The organism is Micromonospora sp. NPDC023814, from assembly GCF_040639595.1.
GTDB lineage: Bacteria > Actinomycetota > Actinomycetes > Mycobacteriales > Micromonosporaceae > Micromonospora.
Map to the genome: position 1 here is coordinate 1 of NZ_JBFAAF010000246.1, position 1290 is coordinate 1290.

Annotated in this window: 1 protein-coding gene and 1 pseudogene; one reads left to right on the forward strand and one right to left on the reverse strand. The window is 66.4% G+C overall.

Features of this window, described 5'->3' with window-relative positions:
- Positions 1–380 (reverse strand): annotated as a pseudogene (locus AB0G14_RS35785) (hypothetical protein); the annotation flags it as partial.
- 151 nt (positions 381–531) lie between these two features.
- Between AB0G14_RS35785 and AB0G14_RS35790 the strand changes: the two are divergent.
- On the forward strand, positions 532–969 hold the full coding sequence (locus AB0G14_RS35790) for a GNAT family N-acetyltransferase (RefSeq protein WP_357705257.1): 438 nt from the start codon (positions 532–534) through the stop codon (positions 967–969).
- Positions 970–1290 lie beyond the last annotated feature (321 nt).

Genomic DNA, 1290 nt, shown 5'->3' on the forward strand with positions numbered 1-1290 from the left:
AACCCGGAAGCTAAGCCCTCCAGCGCCGATGGTACTGCACTCGGGAGGGTGTGGGAGAGTAGGACACCGCCGGACAATCTTTCGTTCAGGGCCACTCCAACAGGGGTGGCCCTGAACGCATTTGAGAGCGCGTTGAATAACCAGGTCAGCTGGTGTTGAGTACGGCTTGGAGCCAGCCGATCCTGTGGTGTCGGGCGAGGCGTCGGGTCATGAATGATGACCATGGCCCACCGGACCATCGCGGCGTGGTGTTCGGGGCTGCGTTCGTAGTCGCGGACGGTGCGTCGGCAACGGTTGATCCACAGGGACCGCTCGACGACCCATCTGCGGTGCAGGACCTGGAAGCCGACCTGGTCGGCGAGCTTGCGCACGATCTCCACAGCGAGGCCCAGGACAGCGGCGGCCCAGGTGACGAGTTGGCCCCGCGTAGCCACCGTCGGCCCAGATCTTGGTGACGCCGGTGAAGCAGCAGGTACGCGGTCCAAGCGACGGTCGCCACTGTCTCGTAAGGAGCGCTGTAGCATAGCGGTCATGACAGCACCTACCGCCCTGCCGGCGGGTTATCGGTTGGTCGATGGACCACCGACGGTCGGAGACTACCTAGTCCTTCGCAAACGATCTGGGCTCTCACCGCGTCGACCCGATCAGGCTGCCGCCGCGGTGCAGGGTGGCTGGGCTGCGGTGCACGTATTGCACGAGGAGAGCGGCACGACAGTAGGGATGGGTCGGGTGCTCGGCGATGGCGGGTGGTACTTCCACGTGGTCGACATGGCTGTATTGCCAGAGCACCAGCGCCGGGGCATAGGTGACGCGGTACTGACTGCGTTACTGGAGACAATCCGTCGGGAAGCGCCGCCCGGTGCGTTCGTGAACTTGCTCGCCGATCCACCGGGCCGCCGCCTCTACGAGCGGCACGGTTTCCGCCAAACGGCGCCGAACTCTGTCGGGATGGCCCGGACCCTTGACTGACGACGCAACTGGCCCCAGGTCACAAGACCGGCCGACTCCTCAACACCAGCTGACCTGGTTGTTCAACGCGCTCTGAGGGTTATCCGCCGACGTGGAGGGCGTTCCGGCGGACACGGTGAAGGCACCCGCAGACCAGAAAGACACCCGCGACCGGAAAGACCCATCCTGCGGACATGGGGAAGGGCGCTGTCGCGGACCCCGCAACATGGGCGCGAACGCGGGCCGGGAAGGCGCGGGCGGTGGCTGACCTCGACGGGGGTGGGGCCTGCCGTGCCCGGCGTAGGGATCAAGCCTGACCGCCCGGAGCCGGGCACGGCAGGC

What these genes read in the sequence shown, in the direction of transcription:
- AB0G14_RS35790 (WP_357705257.1), top strand. Translation starts at nt 532, where the DNA reads ATGACAGCACCTACCGCCCTGCCGGCGGGTTATCGGTTGGTCGATGGA.